Consider the following 16477-nt stretch of genomic DNA (forward strand, 5'->3'; position numbering starts at 1 on the left):
TCATAGCGCAAGGCAGCAAATAAGCGTTCACTCTGGCGAATGTTAGACGCCGTTGCAAGCATGGCCGGCTCGTCTATCCGGACGACTTGGCGCGCGGCCTTGCCGCCAGCAGTTCCAGACTGCCGGACATGTCACCCTTGACCTCCAGTTCCAGACGCTCGTCGTCGCGCTTGCGCACGCTCTCCTCGATCTCCTTGACCCGTTCCGGCGGGGTGCCGAGTTCGATGAGCGCGTGACGCCCGAAGACGAGGCCGGACTCGACGGTCTCGCGGATCTGGAAATCGACGCCGGAGTGGATGAGTTCGACCGCATGCAGCCGGTCGCGGGCGCGGCAGTAGAGCTTGGCCTGCGGAAATTCCTCGCGGATGATCTCCACCGCCCTGTGCATGACCGTCTGCGATTCCATGCAGAGCGCGATGAGACGCGCCTCGTCGCACCCGGCCGCCTTGAGCACGTCGGCGCGCGCCGCATCGCCGTAGTAGACCTTGAAGCCGACCTTTGCCGCCTCGCGGATACGCTGGGGCGAGTTGTCGAGCGCCGTGATCTCGATGCCCTCGGCCTCCAGCATCTGCGCCACCATGCGGCCGAAGCGCCCGAAGCCGATGACGACGACGCGGGCGCGGCTTTCGATGAAGCTCTCCATCTGCTCCTCGGCGAGCCCGCGCTCGCGCAGCGCCTTGACGATGCGGTCGAAGGCGATCGTGACGACGGGCGTCAGGATCATCGTCAGCACGACGACGGCCGAAAGCATGCTGGCGAATGTGCTGGAGATGATGCCGCCGGCGATTGCCGCCGCGTAGAGGACGAAGGCGAACTCGCCGCCCTGGGGCAGGGTCGCCGCGATCAGCAGCGCATCGGAATTCGTCGAGCCGAAGAGCCGCGAGAGGCCGTAGAGGATGAGGCCCTTGATCGCCAGCGTCGCGAGCGCCAGGCCGATGATGAGGTGCCAATAGCTGAACAGCAGGCCGATATTGAGCGTCATGCCGACGCCGATGAAGAAGAGACCGAGGAGGAGACCGCGGAAAGGCTCCAGGTCGGCCTCCAGCGTGTGGCGGAAGTTCGATTCCGACAACAGGACGCCGGCGAGAAAGGCGCCCATGGCCATCGAGATGCCGACGACCTCCATCAGCGAGGCTGCGCCGAGCACCACCAGCAGGCCGGCGGCCGTCATGATCTCGCGCGCCTTCACGTCCGCAAGAAAGCGGAAGACGGGATTGAGGAGGAAACGGCCGGTCAGGACGACCAGCCCGACGGCGCCTGCGATGGCCGCGACTTCTCCGAGCGCGGGGAGCAGCCCCGCTGTGCCGGCGGTGCGCGGCGTGAGCAGGGACACGAGCGTCAGAAGCGGAACGATCGCCATGTCCTGCAACAGCAGGATGGAGAAGGCGCGCTGGCCGAAGGGCAGGGACGAGTGACCGCGTTCCTGCAGAATCTGCATCGCAAAGGCGGTCGAGGACAGCGCCAGCCCGCCCGCCGCGATCACGCTGACGGGCATCGAATAGCCGATGGCCCGAAAGAGCAGCACCATCGCGGCCATCGTCAGCACAACCTGAAGCGTGCCGAGTGCGAAGATGTCGCGACGCATCGTCCACAGGCGCGAGGGCTTCAGTTCGAGGCCGATCAGGAAGAGCAGCAGGATGACGCCGAGTTCGGCCACATGCAGGACACGGTCGGCATCGCTGACGATCTTGAGCCCGTATGGTCCGATCGCAAGGCCCGCCGACAGGTAGCCGAGCACCGAGCCGAGACCGAAACGCTTGAAGAGCGGCACGGCGATGACAGCCGCGGCCAGATAGGCAAGGGGTTCGGCAAAGGTGATCGCGGAATCGAGGGCCATGGCTCGTGAGTGCTCGGGTAAGGAGGGCGCGGCCATGAGGCCGATCCGGGCGGTCCGGCGATTATGGCACGACGGGATATTGAGGAAGCAAGGCGGATTTGTGCAAAGCACCTGCGCAATTCGGCACCGGTCGGCGTTGGCGGTCCGCGACCTGTGATCAATCCAGAGAAATGCCGGCAGCCCTGATCGCCCCTGCCATGCCGCCGGCAGTATGGAAGACATGACCGCCGCCATAGCCGGCGGCAAGGGCGCCATCCACGTTTTCAGGTTTGTCGTCAATGAAATAGATGGAGCCGGGAGGCAGGCCGCACCGGTCCGCAAGGCGGTGGTAGACGAGGGGATCGGGCTTGGCAACGCCGAATTCCGCCGAGGTGAAGAAGGTGCCTGGAAACAGCACCGTCATTTCCGGCGAGATGTTGGCGATTTCCGCCTTGAGCAGCGGTCCGTTGTTGGTGAAGGCGGCGATCGCGCACCGGCCTGCGACCCGCCTCACGACGTTGAGGCTCTCGGGAATCGGCGTCACGGATGCCTTGCGGGCGGCGATCCAGTCGGCTTTCGAGAGCGGAGCGCCGAGGGCCTCGCTGAAGCCTTGCAGATAGGCATCGGGATCGGAGTAGCGTCCGGCGTCGGCCGCGTCCTCGAAGCCGGAGCGCCAGACACGGGCATGAATTTCGTCGGGATCGATGCCCGTCGTCCCCGACAGATGGGCGAGCCGTGCCTCGATGTCATAGTGGTAAAGCACGCCGTCCACGTCGAAGACGACCAGCCGGATCATGATCGTGCCCTCGCTCGATGCCTCGCGCCAGCAACAGGTCACACTGTGCAGGCGCGGGCCGGTCGGGACAAGGCTCGTCAGCTGGTGGCGGTTCCGCCGACGGTCATGGCATCGATGCGCATGGACGGCTGGCCGACGCCGACCGGAACGCCCTGGCCGGACTTGCCGCAGGTGCCGATTCCCGGATCGAGCGACATGTCGTTGCCGATCATCTTCACCCGCGTCAGGGCATCCGGGCCGTTGCCGATCAGCATCGCGCCCTTGACCGGGGAACCGAGCTTGCCGTCCTTGATGAGATAGGCCTCGGTCAGGTTGAAGACGAACTTGCCGGAGACGATGTCCACCTGGCCGCCGCCCATCGCGGCCGCATAGAGGCCGTTCTTGACCGAGGCGATGATCTCGCCCGGCTCCTTGTCGCCGCCCAGCATGTAGGTGTTGGTCATGCGCGGCATCGGCGCATGGGCATAGGACTGGCGCCGGCCGTTGCCGGTGGACTTCACGCCCATCAGCCGGGCGTTCTGCCGGTCCTGCATGTAGCCGACGAGCCGGCCGTCCTCGATCAGCGTCGTGCAGTTCGACGCGGTGCCCTCGTCATCGACCGAAAGCGAACCGCGCCGGTCGGCGATCGTGCCGTCGTCGACGATGGTGACGCCCTTGGACGCCACCATCTCACCCATCAGCCCGGCGAAGGCGGAGGTCTTCTTGCGGTTGAAGTCGCCTTCGAGGCCATGGCCGACGGCTTCGTGCAGCAGCACGCCGTTCCAGCCGGGGCCGATCACGACATCCATCGTTCCGGCAGGAGCAGGGACCGCATCGAGATTGACGAGTGCCTGGCGCAGGGCCTCGTCGACCGAGTGCTGCCAGCGCTCTGTCGTGATGAAGGTCTCGTAGCCGAGCCGGCCGCCCTCGCCATGCGAGCCGCCTTCCTGCCGGTCGCCGTCACCGACGACGACGGCGACATTGACACGCACGAGCGGGCGGATGTCGCGCACCCGCGTCCCGTCGGCGCGCAGAATCTCGACCACCTTCCACGAACCGGCCAGCGACGCGGTCACCTGCTTGACGCGCGGATCCTTGGCGCGGGCATAGGCGTCGATCTGCGAGAGAAGCGCCACCTTGTCGGCGAAATCCTGCTCGCCGAGCGGGTTGATGTCGCCATAGAGCCGGCGGTTGGTCGGCATCGGGCTCGCGGCGATGATGCCCGAATGCCCCCGCGAGACCGCGCTGACGGCGTCCGCCGCGCGCTTGAGGGCGCTCTCGGAAATGTCGTCGGCATGGGCATAGCCGACCGCCTCGCCCACGACCGATCGCATGCCGAAGCCCTGGCTGGTGTCGTAGGTGGCGGTCTTGAGCCGTCCGTTGTCGAAGGCGAGCACCTCGGCCTGGGAATACTCCAGATAAAGCTCGCCATCGTCGGCGCCGGTCAGGGCATCGGCGAGGATGCGGCGGGCGGCGTCCGGGTCAAGACCGGTGGCGGCGAAAAGGTCTGTCGGATGCTCGGTCATGAACTGCCTCTTTGGGAATGGACTACCTCAATACATAGGCTGTCCGCTCCGCAATTTCAGGGATGGGTCTTCAAAAGATGCACAAGGCGGCCCGCGCGCCGCAATCGCAACTTGCGGGAGCGAGGCGTCAGTAGAGCGTTTCCTTGTAGCGCTCGATCATCTCCGCCTGCGTTTCGCCCCTCGTTGCGAGCGCCAGCTGGTCCTTCAGCATTTCGCCCATCGACGGCAGGGCGGCACGGTCGATCCGGGCCGCCGGATCCCACAGCCGCGACCGCATGAACGCCTTGGCGCAGTGGAGATAGGCCTCGCGGACGGTGATCCTCAAGACGGTCTTCGGCGCCCGCTCGCCGACGGCGAAGCGATGGCAGACGTCCGTGTCGTCGAGGATCTCGGCCGTGCCCTGGACCCGCAACGTCTCGTCGACGCCGGGGATCAGAAACAGAAGCCCGACGCCGGGATTGCCGAGAATGTTGACGAGCGTGTCGATACGGTTGTTGCCGGGCCGGTCCGGCAGGAGAAGCGTGGCATCGTCGACGATGGTGACGAAGCCGGGCTCGCCGCCGCGCGGGGTAATGTCGCCAAGGCCGTCCGGTCCCGTGGACGAGAGCACCGTGAAGGGCGAAAGTTCGATGAAGCGGCGGCAGTGTTGATCGAGTGCCGTCAGGACTTTCTTCGCCGAGCGGGGATTGGGATGGCCGTAGAGGGCACGCAACGTCTCGACATCCCCGATCGCGGCCATGCACATGTCTCCTGAAAATCCGTGTCGCAGGTCGGGCCCACGCTGCCCCGGTGCCGTTACGGCAGGGCGGCGAGGCCCTCCTTGAAGCCCTTGAGCGAAATCGGAATGCCGATGCCTTCCTCGGGCGTCTGGAAAATGATGAAGGTCGCCGACTTGCCGGTTTCCATCGCCTTCAGGAGATCGCCCTCCATCACCGCTTCGGCAAAGCAGCCGTTGGCAAGGCAGCGCACGAAGGCGGTGCGTCCGATATCCTTGTCGTCGATCCGGAGGCCGAGACCCGACGGCAGCAGCACGCCGAGCGGCGCCAGCACCCTGAGGAAAGGCGTCTTCTGGTCGGCCGTCTTCAGGACGATGACCGAAAGCCCGACATTGTCCCTGTCCTCGGCGGTGACGTTCTGGATCAGCGCGCACTGTTCGTCACGCGCGCCGGGCGGCTGGTCGCAGCGCACCTGCCAGTCTTCGAAAGTCTGCTTGACCGTCCCTTGCGCCATGGCCGGAACGATGGACGTTGGAAGGCCGGTTACGAGCACGAGTGCCAATGCCAGAACGGCAGCGGTCTTCACACGCATCCATCGGATCATCGCGGCTTCATTCCCGAATTGATTCTTCTTTTGCAGCATGACGACCTTATCGTTGACATGCCCGTCTTGCAAAAGGTGCTTGGGCAAACTGTCCACCCCCATCTTGAGGCATTTTCCATCATATTTCGTTGTCGCATAGGTGTTTACACTGAGCGTGGCGCTAGGGCGGAACTGTCTTGTCTGGAATCACCCGAAAAACGGCGAAATCACGGGCATCGTTGCGAAAAGACTTGCGATTTCCTGCCGTCGGCGGCTCCTTGCGATGCAAATTTGCCGCATTTTCCAGGCGGCGCGGGCATTGCGACGAAAGCGCGCTTGTGTTTTTTGTCCTATGCGGTTTGATCTGTGTCAAATGCAGTGAGAGGAGTCCGGGTGCGCGAGTCGTATAGTGCGGCGGGAGCGCGCCACAGCCGGATTGCTGCGAACGGCAGACAGCATTGGTCGCAGGTCCTGAGCGGACCGCACCCGGGGAGGGGTGCGGCGCGGCGGGCCTTGAGGCTTGGGTATTGTGAGGGGAGCCAGAACGTGACGAATTTTGTGAAATGCCTGAGGAGCCAGTTGGCTGCGGCATCCTTGGGTTTGACGCTGGGAGCGGTCTCGTCCGGCGTCGCGATGGCCGCGCAGCCCCAGCCCTGGGAAATCTATCTCCAGCCTCCCGGCACGGAAGTCATGACCGACATCCACTGGTTCGGCGACTTCACCATGTGGATCGTGGGGCTGATCACGCTCATGGTTCTCGGGCTGCTCATCACCGTGATGGTGAAGTTCAACGCCAAGGCCAATCCGGTTCCGTCCAAGACCACCCATAACACGATGATCGAGGTGGTCTGGACCGTCGCTCCGATCCTGATCCTGCTGATCATCGCGATCCCCTCCTTCCGCCTGCTCTTCAAGGAGGTCGTGATTCCTCCGGCCGACATGACGGTCAAGGTCACCGGCAGCAAGTGGTACTGGAGCTACGAATATCCGGACAACGAGGATATCGCCTTCGACAGCTACATGGTCGAGGAAGCCGACATCACCGATCCGGTCAAGCAGCCACGCCTCCTCGCCGTCGACAATCCGATGGTCGTTCCGGTCGGCAAGACCGTCCGCGTCCAGGTGACCGGCGCCGATGTCATTCACTCCTTCGCCATGCCGTCCTTCGGCATCAAGATCGACGCCATGCCGGGCCGTCTCAACGAGACCTGGTTCAAGGCCGACGCCGAGGGCGTCTACTACGGCCAGTGCTCGGAACTCTGTGGCCAGCGCCACGCCTTCATGCCGATTGCGATCCATGTCGTCAGCGATGACCAGTTCCAGAAGTGGGCTGCGGTCGCCAAGGACGACATCGACGAAGCCACGAAGCTTTTGGCCGAGATGGAAGACGGCAGCGAACCGCAGAAGGTCGCGGCACGCTGATCGCATTGGCAACGAACAAGCAAAATTGCGCCGCGCCTGCTGGCAGCGGCATGAGGAACTGAGGAAGGAGCCTCAACGATGGCAACGGCAACCGCTGCTGAGCACGGTCATCCGACGGGATGGCGGCGCTACGTCTATTCGACGAACCACAAGGACATCGGCATCATGTACCTGATCTTCGCGATCTGCGCGGGGATCATCGGTGGCGCCCTCAGCGTCGGCATGCGCATGGAGCTTCAGGAACCGGGGATGCAGATCTTCTCCGATCCGAACGTCTTCAACATGTTCACCACGGCCCATGGCCTGATCATGATCTTCTTCATGGTCATGCCGGCCATGATCGGCGGTTTTGCCAACTTCTTCGTGCCGATCATGATCGGTGCGCCGGACATGGCCTTCCCGCGCATGAACAACATCTCCTTCTGGCTTCTGCCGCCGGCCTTCCTTCTGCTGGTTCTGTCGATGTTCGTGCCGGGTGCTGACGGCTCCAACGGCGTCACCGGCGGCTGGACGATCTATCCGCCCTATTCGACGAGCGGCACGCCCGGTCCGGCGATGGATTTCGCGATCCTGTCGCTGCACATCGCGGGTGCTTCGTCGATCCTCGGCGCGATCAACTTCATCACCACCATCTTCAACATGCGCGCCCCGGGCATGACGCTGCACAAGATGCCGCTCTTCGCCTGGTCCGTTCTGATCACGGCCTTCCTGCTGCTGCTCTCGCTGCCGGTTCTGGCGGGCGCGATCACCATGCTGCTGACGGACCGTAACTTCGGCACGACCTTCTTCGACCCGCAGGGCGGCGGTGACCCGATCCTCTTCCAGCACCTGTTCTGGTTCTTCGGGCATCCGGAAGTGTACATCCTGATCCTGCCGGGCTTCGGCATCATCAGCCACATCATCTCCACCTTCTCGCGCAAGCCGATCTTCGGCTACCTCGGCATGGCCTACGCCATGGTCGCCATCGGCGGCGTCGGCTTCATCGTGTGGGCGCACCACATGTACACGGTCGGTCTGTCGGTCGACACGCAGGCCTACTTCGTGGCGGCCACCATGGTCATCGCGGTGCCGACGGGCGTGAAGATCTTCTCGTGGATCGCCACGATGTGGGGCGGCTCGATCGAGTTCAAGGTGCCGATGGTCTGGGCGATCGGCTTCATCTTCCTGTTCACGGTCGGCGGTGTCACGGGTGTCCAGCTCGCCAACGCCGGTTTCGACCGCGTCCTGCACGACACCTATTTCGTGGTGGCGCACTTCCACTACGTGCTGTCGCTCGGCGCCGTGTTCGCCATCTTCGCAGCCTGGTACTACTGGTTCCCGAAGATGTTCGGCTACATGTACAACGAGAAGATCGGCCACATTCACTTCTGGGTCACCTTCATCGGCGTGAACCTGATCTTCTTCCCGCAGCATTTCCTGGGTCTGTCCGGCATGCCGCGCCGCTATGCGGACTATCCGGATGCCTTCGCGGGCTGGAACTTCGTGTCCTCGATCGGGTCCTACATCTCGGCCGTTGGCGTCGTCATCTTCCTCTTCGGTGTCTTCGAGGCCTTCGCCAAGAAGCGTCCGGCTGCCGCCAATCCGTGGGGCGAGGGTGCGACCACGCTGGAATGGACGCTGTCGTCGCCGCCTCCGTTCCACCAGTTCGAGAAGCTGCCGCATTTCCGCGGCGACATTCACTGATCGACTGGATGACATCGGGCCGGTCGTCAGGCCGGCCCGGACAAGTGCCGCACGCAAAGATGGCGGCAAACTGGAAACAGGCATGCCGAGCTTGAGAGCGCGGCATGCATTTGACGGAAGTGCGGTCTCTTTCAGGACGAAGGGGCCGCAAGACAGGAACAGTCGAGTATGTCTTTGATCGACGAGCGAACGGGCGTCGTTGAGACCGGCGAATGGTCGGGTGGTGCATCGGTTGGCGATTTTTTCGAGCTGCTCAAGCCACGCGTCATGTCGCTGGTGATCTTCACGGCCCTCGTTGGCATGGTCATGGCGCCGGGCGGAATTCATCCGCTGCTGGGAGCGGTCGCGCTCCTGTGCATTGCGGTCGGGGCGGGAGCCTCGGGCGCACTGAACATGTGGTACGACGCCGACATCGACCAGGTCATGAAGCGGACCGCGGGGCGTCCGATTCCGTCCGGGCGCGTCGCGCCGGAGGAAGCGCTGTCCTTCGGGCTCGTGCTCGCCGTGATGTCGGTCTTCACGCTCGGCGTGGCCGTGAATTGGCAGGCAGCCTCGCTGCTCGCCTTCACGATCTTCTTCTATGTCGTCGTCTACACCATGTGGCTGAAGCGCTCGACGCCGCAGAACATCGTCATCGGCGGAGCGGCCGGCGCGTTCCCTCCCATGATTGGCTGGGCCGCGGTCACCGGATCGGTCTCGCTGGAGAGCCTCGCGCTCTTCATGATCATCTTCCTTTGGACGCCGCCGCATTTCTGGGCGCTGGCGCTGGTGAAGTCTGAAGACTACGCGCGGGCTAACATTCCGATGATGCCGGTGGTGGCCGGGCGCGACGCGACGCGGCGCCAGATCGTTCTTTATTCGCTGGTCTTCGTGGCGTCTTCGCTGGCTCCCTGGGCCATGGGCTTCGCCGGGGTCGTCTATGGCGCGGTGGCGGCGGTCTTCGGCGTGGTTTTCATAGCTCTCTCCCTCCGCATCCTGCGCGAGGGTGATGGCCCGGAGGCGCGCAGGCACTGCATGCGCCTCTTCCTCTTTTCGATCCTGCATCTCTTCGTGCTCTTTGCCGTGCTTCTTGGCGAGCGGCTCGTTTCGATGGCGGTGATCGCGCATGCTTGAAGTGACAATGGAAGAACACAAAGAAATCGAACTGACGCCTGAGCAGAAGCGTCGGCGCCGCAATCGGAATGTTGCGATCGGGGTCGCTCTCGGCGCGATGGTGGTCCTCTTCTACATGATCACCATCGTGAAGATCGGCGGCAATATCGCAAGCAGGACCATGTGATTCCGCCCAGGTCGCAATGGGTACGGCACATGCGACCGGAACGATGAAGCGGAATGGCAAGACAGGGACGGAACGGATGACCAGTGACGATCGCATCGAGGGCAAGGGCAGGCGGGCAAGCAATGGCCTGATCCTGGTTTGCTGTGCTGCCTTCGTCTGCACGATGGTCGGCGCCGCCTTCGCCGCCGTGCCGCTCTACCGCATCTTCTGTCAGGTGACGGGCTTTGCCGGTACGACCCAGCGGGCCGAAGCGGCCAGCGATGTCGTCCTCGACAAGACGATTGAGGTCCGCTTCGACGCCAATGTCGCGAACGGCCTGCCCTGGTCCTTCAAGCCCGAGCAGAGGTCGGTCACGGTCAAGATCGGCGAGACGGACACGATCTTTTACAAGGTGAAGAACCTTGCCGACCACACGGTCACCGCGTCGGCGGTCTTCAACGTCACGCCGGACCAGACCGGCGCGTATTTTTCCAAGATCGCCTGCTTCTGCTTTACCGAGCAGACCTTGGAGGCCGGCGAAGAGCGCGAGATGGGCGTCACGTTCTATGTCGATCCGGATATCGTGAACGATACGGACGCCAAATACGTGAGCGCGATTACGCTGTCCTACACCTTCTACGAGGCGAAGGACGACACCGCGACACCGGTCGCTGCGGTGCCGTCGCCAAGTGATGGCAAGACGGGACAGTTGTAAGGGAGTTGTCCGGTCCGGGCACAGGCGGATGGAGACGCCAAGGCTCGGTCGGACCGTTTCAGGAGGGCGTTCCGGCTTCGCAATTGCGTTTGCTGGACTCGCAAGGCAAAGTCGACTGAAGGCTTTTCGGCTGGCGGATCCGGGGATGCGGAGCGGCCGGAAAGACCCGGGGGAGTAGGAAAGAATGGCTGGCGCACACAACGCAGATCACGACTATCATCTCGTCGACCCGAGTCCATGGCCGGCGCTGGCCTCGCTCGGCGCTTTCATCATGGCGATCGGTGCGATCGGCTTCATGCGCTGGAATTCCGACGGCGAGCTTCTGTTGCTGGGCATGGACCTGACCACGCCCTGGATCATGGTTCTTGGCCTTGTGATCGTGCTTTACACGATGTTCGCCTGGTGGCGGGACACGATCAAGGAAGCCCACGAGGGCTATCACACCCGCGTTGTGTCGTTGCACCTGCGCTACGGCATGATCCTCTTCATCGCCTCCGAGGTGATGTTCTTCGTCGCCTGGTTCTGGGCCTTCTTCGATGCGAGCCTCTTTCCGGGCGAGGCGATCCAGTACATGCGTACGGACGCCACGGGCGGCGTCTGGCCGCCGGCGGGCATCGAGACCTTCGATCCCTGGCACCTGCCGCTCTTCAACACGATCATCCTGCTGACGTCCGGCACCACGGTCACCTGGGCGCACCACGCGCTGCTGCATGACGACCGCAAGGGCCTCGTCTGGGGTCTGACGCTCACCGTCGCTCTCGGCGCCCTGTTCAGCTACGTGCAGGCCGTCGAATACAGCGAGGCGGCGTTTGCGTATTCCGGCAACATCTATGGCGCGACCTTCTTCATGGCGACCGGTTTCCACGGTTTCCACGTGTTCGTCGGCACCATCTTCCTTCTGGTCTGCCTGATCCGCGCGCTCAAGGGAGACTTCACGCCGAAGCAGCATTTCGGTTTCGAGGCTGCGGCCTGGTACTGGCACTTCGTCGACGTCGTGTGGCTCTTCCTCTTCGTCTGCGTCTACATCTGGGGCGGCGGCTCGCACTGACCCGGGCAAGAGCGGGCCATCTCTGGCCGCGATACGAAATTGCGACGGCCGGCCTTGCGCTGGCCGTTCTGCTTTGAAGCCCGTGGCTGCCGGACGGCGGTCCGGGACGGTTTGAGGAGCGGTCCAAAGACCGCGTGAGGAGACCCGAGAGATGGACGAACATTCCCGCTTTGCGCCCGTGCCGCCGGTCGGCGCCGGCCTGCGCGGCCGCTGCCCGCGCTGTGGAAATGGCCGGCTGTTCGACGGGTTTCTGACGACGGCGCCGTCCTGCAAGTCCTGTGGCCTCGATTTCAAGTTCATCGACAGCGGCGACGGCCCGGCGGTCTTTGTCATCCTCATTGTCGGCTTCATTGTCGTCGGCCTGGCGCTCTGGGTCGAGGTCGCCTACCAGCCGCCGATCTGGCTGCATATGCTGCTGTGGCTGCCGCTGACGGTTATTCTGGCGCTCGGCATGCTCCGGCCGCTGAAGGGTCTGATGATCGCGATGCAATACAAGCACAGGGCCGAGGAAGGCCGTCTCGTGACGCCTCCGCCGGGTGAGGACGGCAAGGCGTGAGCGAACAGGCGATGGACGAAACGACGAGGCCGCGACACGGTTCCTCGCGGTGGCTGCTGTCCATCCTCGTGCTTGGCGCCTTCGCGGTGCTGTGCAGCCTCGGGACCTGGCAGGTGAGCCGCCTTTACTGGAAGGAAGCCCTGATCGACAGCGTGGAGACGCGCATCCACGCTCCGCCGCAGGCCCTGCCGGCGGTTGCCGAGTGGCCATCCCTCAAGGCGGACGACATCCAGTACCGGCGTGTGGCGTTCGACGCGGTCTACGATCATTCGAAGGAAATTCACGTCTTCATCGCCCTTGGCTCGCCGAAGGGCGCCATCGGCGGGCAAGGCTATTTCGTCGTGACGCCGGCAACGCTGGCAGACGGCAAGGTGATCCTGGTCAATCGCGGTTTCGTGCCGCTGGAGCGCAAGGACCCTGCGACACGGCCCGAAGGGCAGGTCACCGGCGTCCAGCATATTGTCGGTCTGATGCGCCCTCCCGAGGTTGCCTCCTGGCTCAGCCCAGCCAACGACACGGTGAAGAACGTCTGGTTCACGCGCAACCCGGCCGAGATGGCAGCGGCCGACGGGATCGACCCGTCCGCAGTGGCCCCGTTCACCGTCGACGCGGAGGCGGGCGAGGCACCGGGCGGCCTGCCGCAGGGGGGCGAGACGATCGTCTCCTTCCCCAACAGCCACCTGCAATACGCCGTCACATGGTTCGGCCTCGCCGCCGCGCTGGTGGCCGTCTATGTGGCCTATCTCCTGCGCGGACACGGCAGCCGCTCGCGCGAGCCCGGCTCTAAAGCAGACTGAAGCGGGTCCAGCCGGCCGGGCGCGCCCAATCGCTGCCGTCGCATGAGCTTTGCGCAGATCCGGCATTCGATCTTCCGAGACTTGCGTTACAGTTCGCCGTAAGGGAGATGACCGGGGAAGGGCGGGCCGTTTCGGCGCCGCCATCGCCGGTCGGGACAAGCGGGGGCTCATGGAACCAGTCAGTGCAGAGCAGGAGCCGAAGGGCGCGCCGGTGATCCGGACCATCGCCATGCCGGCCGACACCAACCCGGCCGGCGACATCTTCGGTGGCTGGCTGATGGCCAACATGGACCTTGCCGCTGGCAATATCGCCACCCGCCGGGCAAGAGGCCGCGCGGCGACCGTCGCCGTTCAGGGCATGAGCTTTCTGAGCCCCGTCGTTGTCGGGGACGAGGTTAGCTTCTTCGGCAGCATTCTGCGCACGGGCCGCACATCGATGGAAATCAAGATCGAGGCCTGGCGGCGTCCGCGCGAAGAGGAAGGCAGCACCAAGGTGACGGAGGCGGTCTTCACATTCGTCGCCATCGGCGACGACCGGCGGCCACGGGCCTTGCCGGCGGAATGACGCGCGGCGCGGCGGAACTGACGCCGGAACGGTCCCGCTTTCCTGGACCTGTGCTGGCGCCGGCTATAGGCGCTCGTCAGGCCTTCGTCTTCTCGCCGTTCTGCCGGTCCATCAGCTTGCGGATTTCGTCGGCCGACATGGGGGCGCCAAAGAGGTAGCCCTGGCCAAGATCGCAGCCGAGTTCGTCCAGCATCTCGGCGTCGGCCTCGGTTTCCGCGCCTTCGGCGACGGTTTCCAGCCCGAGGTCATGCGCCAGACCCATGATCGAGCGCAGGATGACGAACTGCGTCGGGCTGTTGCCGCTGCGCACGAAGCTCTGGTCGATCTTCAGGGTATCGATCGGCAGGCGCTGCAGGTAGGAGAGCGAGGAATATCCGGTTCCGAAGTCGTCGAGCGAGATGCTGGCACCGAGTTCGCGCAGCCGGTGCAGGATCTGCGCGGCGAATTCGGGGTTTTCCATCAGCAGCGATTCGGTCATCTCCAGCTTCAGCGCGCCCTTTGGCAGCGAGTTGCGCGAGAGCACGGCCTTGACGTCGTTGAGAAGGTCATGCCTCAGAAGCTGCCGGCTCGAGACATTGACGCTGACGAAGAGGTGGTCGCTCTTGGGCAGGCTCTGGTGCCACTGGCTGAGCTGACGGGCCGCCCGTTCCAGGACGAAGAGGCCGAGCTGGACGATCTGGTCTGACCGTTCGGCGGCCGGAACGAAGTCGGCCGGTGAGACACGGCCGCGCTTGGGATGATCCCAGCGCAGGAGGGCTTCGAAGCCGACGATCTCGCGGGTGTCGAGCCGCACGATCGGCTGGTAGTGGACCTGCATCTCCTCCCGCTCGAGCGCGCGGCGCAGGTCATTCTCAAGCTGGAAGACGTCGCTGGCGTCGGTCCTCAGCGCCGGCCGGAAGGTCTCGATCCGGTCGCCGCCCAACTGCTTGGCGTAGGCCGTGGCGATTTCCGCATCCTTGATCAGTTCCGTCGGATCGCGCGTCACGCGGTCATGGAAAGCGATGCCAATGGACGCGGTCAGGAAGATTTCCTGCTCGTGCAGCGCTATGGCCGCGCGGATCGCCCGCCGCACGGCATCGGCGAAGACGGCCACCCGGTCCGGCTGCTGCTCGGAGAGCAGGATGATGCCGAAACGGTCGCCGTCGATGCGGGCGAGACTGTCAACGGGCTTCAGGAGCCGGCTGAGGCGCCGTGCGACCGTCAGCAGGATGCTGTCGCCGATGGAAAGGCCGAGGTTCTCGTTCACCTGGCGGAAGCGGTCGATGTCGAGCAGGAAGACGACCGGCCGCGTGCCGTCGTCGTTGCCTGTGCGGCCGATGGCAATGCCCAGGCGGTCGAGGAACAGCTGCCGGTTCGGCAGGCCGGTGAGGTTGTCGTGCACGGCGTCGTGCAGCAGCCGCTCCTGCGCGGTCTTCGATTCGGTCACGTCGAGCAGGGTGCCGACACAGCGGATGACCTCGCCGTCTGCGCCGAGGATCGGGCGGGCACGGAGCCGGAACCAGAGATAATGGCCGTCCTTGGCCCGCATGCGCAGGTTCTCCTGGATGCGGCCCCGGCGCTGCTCGACGATGGCGTCGAGATTGGCGCGGAAGCGCTCCCGGTCCTGCGCGTGGAGATAGTCGAGCCAGCTCTGCGCCGGCCCTTCGAGGGCACCGCGCTTGAAGCCGAGAAGCGATTCCGCCTCGGAACTGATGTGGATACGGTCGCGCGAAACGTCCCAATCCCAGATGATGTCACCGGCGCCAGTGAGGGCGAGCGCCCGCCGCTCCGCATCGTTGATCAGGCCGTCCGCGATCGGCCCGCCCGCAAAGGCGTGCTGCATGACGGTGAAGCCGAGCAGGAGCACGATCAGGACAAGGCCGCCGGAAAGCGCCGGCTGTACGATGTCGTTGACGAGGTGCCCGGCCAGGGTGAAGCCCGTCGCCGTCAGCCAGGCAACGAAGATCAGCCAGGTCGGGATCAGCATGATGGCGCGGTCATAGCCGCGGAAGGCGAGGGCGAGCACCAGCATCATGCCGGCGACGCCGAGGCCGGCCAGCGCCATGCGCGCGATGCCCGCCGCAATCGACGGATCGTAGAAGGCAAGGCCGAGCAGCGCGCACAGCATCGCCAGCGAGAAGGCGACGACGTGATTGTAGCGGAAGTGCCATCGCCCGAGGTTGAGATAGGCGTAGAGGAAGATGACCAGCGACACCGCGATCATCACCTCGGCGCTGGCACGATAGATCTGGTCTGCCCCGACGTCGACCTTGAAGACTTTGTTCCAGAAGCCGAAATCGATGCACAGATAGGCAAGGACCGTCCAGGCGAGCGCCGCGGTCGCCGGGAACATCATCGATCCCTTGACGACGAAGAGGATCGTCAGGAAGAGCGCCAGAAGTCCGGAGATGCCGAGGATGATGCCCCGGAACAGCGTGTAGGAATTGACGCTGTCCTTGTAGGCGTTGGGTGTCCACAAGGTCAGGCGCGGTAGGGAATTCGTCCGCATCTCCGCCACGAAGGTGACGACGGTCCCCGGGTCCAGCGTGATCAGGAAGACGTCCGCCTCGTTGCTGGACTGCCGCTTGGGGGCAAAGCCCTGGCTGGGCGTGATGTTGGCGATGCGTGAGGCGCCGAGATCCGGCCAGACGATGCCCGATCCCGACAGGCGGAAGAACGGCGCCACGACCAACCGGTCGAGCTGCTCGTCGGTGTTGTTGGCAAGGGCGAAGACCGCCCAGTTGGTTCCCTCGGCCCCGTCCCGCGCCCGCACCTCGATGCGCCGCACGATGCCGTCCGCCCCCGGTGCCGTGGAGACCTGGATCCGGTCGCCGTCCTCGTGATGCAGCTCCAGCGCGGGCGTCAGTTCGATGGCTTCCGCGTCGATGGGAACGCCCACGGCCTCGATCGCATGGGCGGGCGCTGCCAGTGTGAACAGCGACAGCGCGAGCATGCCGAGAAAGCCCAGGATACGCGGCAAGAACAGGCGCGCGGTCCAACCCTCGACGATATTGGCCTTCAGTCTCGCCACGCGCTCA

General features: G+C 64.5%; 15 protein-coding genes. 9 read left to right on the forward strand and 6 right to left on the reverse strand.

Annotation, left to right across the window (positions count from 1 at the left end; translation table 11 throughout):
• Nucleotides 1–73: 73 nt before the first annotated feature.
• The 5 genes from HDIA_RS05570 to HDIA_RS05590 all read right to left on the reverse strand — a co-directional run bounded on the left by HDIA_RS05570 (nucleotide 74) and on the right by HDIA_RS05590 (nucleotide 5425).
• Nucleotides 74–1837, reverse strand: a complete 1764-nt coding sequence (locus tag HDIA_RS05570) for a monovalent cation:proton antiporter-2 (CPA2) family protein (RefSeq protein ID WP_099555136.1) — start codon at nucleotides 1835–1837, stop codon at nucleotides 74–76.
• Between the two features lie 157 nt (nucleotides 1838–1994).
• Nucleotides 1995–2612: an HAD family hydrolase gene (locus tag HDIA_RS05575; protein ID WP_099555139.1), complete on the reverse strand. Its 618-nt coding sequence runs from the start codon at nucleotides 2610–2612 to the stop codon at nucleotides 1995–1997.
• Between the two features lie 77 nt (nucleotides 2613–2689).
• Entirely contained in the window at nucleotides 2690–4117 is a 1428-nt protein-coding gene (tldD, locus tag HDIA_RS05580) for a metalloprotease TldD (RefSeq protein WP_099555141.1), read from the reverse strand.
• Nucleotides 4118–4244: 127 nt separating this feature from the next.
• Nucleotides 4245–4856: a pyridoxamine 5'-phosphate oxidase family protein gene (locus tag HDIA_RS05585; protein ID WP_099555142.1), complete on the reverse strand. Its 612-nt coding sequence runs from the start codon at nucleotides 4854–4856 to the stop codon at nucleotides 4245–4247.
• A gap of 56 nt (nucleotides 4857–4912) precedes the next feature.
• Nucleotides 4913–5425 carry an invasion associated locus B family protein gene (locus HDIA_RS05590; RefSeq protein WP_245884175.1) on the reverse strand — a complete coding sequence of 171 codons (513 nt, stop codon included), beginning with the start codon at nucleotides 5423–5425 and terminating at the stop codon, nucleotides 4913–4915.
• Between the two features lie 549 nt (nucleotides 5426–5974).
• Between HDIA_RS05590 and coxB the strand changes: the two genes are divergently transcribed.
• The 9 genes from coxB (at nucleotide 5975) to HDIA_RS05630 (ending at nucleotide 13460) form a co-directional block, all read left to right on the forward strand.
• Nucleotides 5975–6838: a cytochrome c oxidase subunit II gene (gene coxB, locus HDIA_RS05595; protein WP_099558724.1), complete on the forward strand. Its 864-nt coding sequence runs from the start codon at nucleotides 5975–5977 to the stop codon at nucleotides 6836–6838.
• A 78-nt stretch (nucleotides 6839–6916) separates the two neighbouring features.
• Entirely contained in the window at nucleotides 6917–8521 is a 1605-nt protein-coding gene (gene ctaD / locus HDIA_RS05600; protein ID WP_099555144.1) for a cytochrome c oxidase subunit I, read from the forward strand.
• Nucleotides 8522–8689: 168 nt separating this feature from the next.
• Nucleotides 8690–9634, forward strand: coding sequence for a heme o synthase (locus HDIA_RS05605; protein ID WP_099555146.1), 945 nt, complete (start codon nucleotides 8690–8692; stop codon nucleotides 9632–9634).
• A gap of 7 nt (nucleotides 9635–9641) precedes the next feature.
• Nucleotides 9642–9800: a hypothetical protein gene (locus HDIA_RS25640; RefSeq protein ID WP_173796186.1), complete on the forward strand. Its 159-nt coding sequence runs from the start codon at nucleotides 9642–9644 to the stop codon at nucleotides 9798–9800.
• Nucleotides 9801–9876: 76 nt separating this feature from the next.
• Nucleotides 9877–10494, forward strand: a complete 618-nt coding sequence (locus HDIA_RS05610) for a cytochrome c oxidase assembly protein (RefSeq protein ID WP_099558725.1) — start codon at nucleotides 9877–9879, stop codon at nucleotides 10492–10494.
• Nucleotides 10495–10678: 184 nt separating this feature from the next.
• The gene (locus HDIA_RS05615) at nucleotides 10679–11542 is read left to right on the forward strand and encodes a cytochrome c oxidase subunit 3 (protein WP_099555148.1); all 864 of its coding nucleotides are present in this window, start codon (nucleotides 10679–10681) and stop codon (nucleotides 11540–11542) included.
• Between the two features lie 151 nt (nucleotides 11543–11693).
• On the forward strand, nucleotides 11694–12098 hold the full coding sequence (locus HDIA_RS05620; RefSeq protein WP_099555150.1) for a DUF983 domain-containing protein: 405 nt from the start codon (nucleotides 11694–11696) through the stop codon (nucleotides 12096–12098).
• Complete coding sequence (locus HDIA_RS05625; RefSeq protein WP_245884176.1) at nucleotides 12095–12895, forward strand: SURF1 family protein; 801 nt, start codon at nucleotides 12095–12097, stop codon at nucleotides 12893–12895. Before HDIA_RS05620 ends, HDIA_RS05625 begins: the two co-directional genes overlap by 4 nt.
• A 169-nt stretch (nucleotides 12896–13064) precedes the next feature.
• The gene (locus HDIA_RS05630) at nucleotides 13065–13460 is read left to right on the forward strand and encodes an acyl-CoA thioesterase (RefSeq protein ID WP_099555155.1); all 396 of its coding nucleotides are present in this window, start codon (nucleotides 13065–13067) and stop codon (nucleotides 13458–13460) included.
• Nucleotides 13461–13536: 76 nt separating this feature from the next.
• Here the strand turns inward: HDIA_RS05630 and HDIA_RS05635 are convergent, their stop codons facing one another.
• Entirely contained in the window at nucleotides 13537–16392 is a 2856-nt protein-coding gene (locus tag HDIA_RS05635) for an EAL domain-containing protein (protein ID WP_099558726.1), read from the reverse strand.
• Between the last annotated feature and the right edge of the window lie 85 nt (nucleotides 16393–16477).

It is taken from the genome of Hartmannibacter diazotrophicus, from assembly GCF_900231165.1.
Lineage (GTDB): Bacteria > Pseudomonadota > Alphaproteobacteria > Rhizobiales > Pleomorphomonadaceae > Hartmannibacter > Hartmannibacter diazotrophicus.